The organism is Gilliamella sp. Pas-s27 (assembly GCF_009795865.1).
GTDB lineage: Bacteria > Pseudomonadota > Gammaproteobacteria > Enterobacterales > Orbaceae > Gilliamella.
The window spans coordinates 1-317 of the sequence record NZ_WTEW01000138.1; the positions used below are offsets into that span (position 1 = coordinate 1).

Here is a 317-nt window from a genome sequence, read left to right on the forward strand (position 1 = left end):
TATCCTTAACTTCAGTAATGTAGCCCACTACTTTAGCGTCTAAACACGCATAACAAGGGGTATTGATATCAGCAAAGATATCTAAACCCGCATGTGATTTTGCCCCTCCATTTCTTACAAAACCAAAAGCGCCATTAACCTTTTTTTTATTTTCGACTGAGTTATAAAGCGTCCTTTGAGGGTTTTTTAACGGCTCATGCCAGAGTGTTGTGTCAATATTAAAATAATCCACCATCGCCACTGGGTGAATAAACCATGCCTTACCATCAGCAGATAGCTTGGAAAGTGCTGGGGTATTGGTGCTGGCGGTTTGGGTT

General features: G+C 41.3%; 1 pseudogene. It reads right to left on the bottom strand.

Features of this window, described 5'->3' with window-relative positions:
* Nucleotides 1–317: pseudogene (locus tag GQ589_RS12040) on the bottom strand (hypothetical protein); the annotation flags it as partial.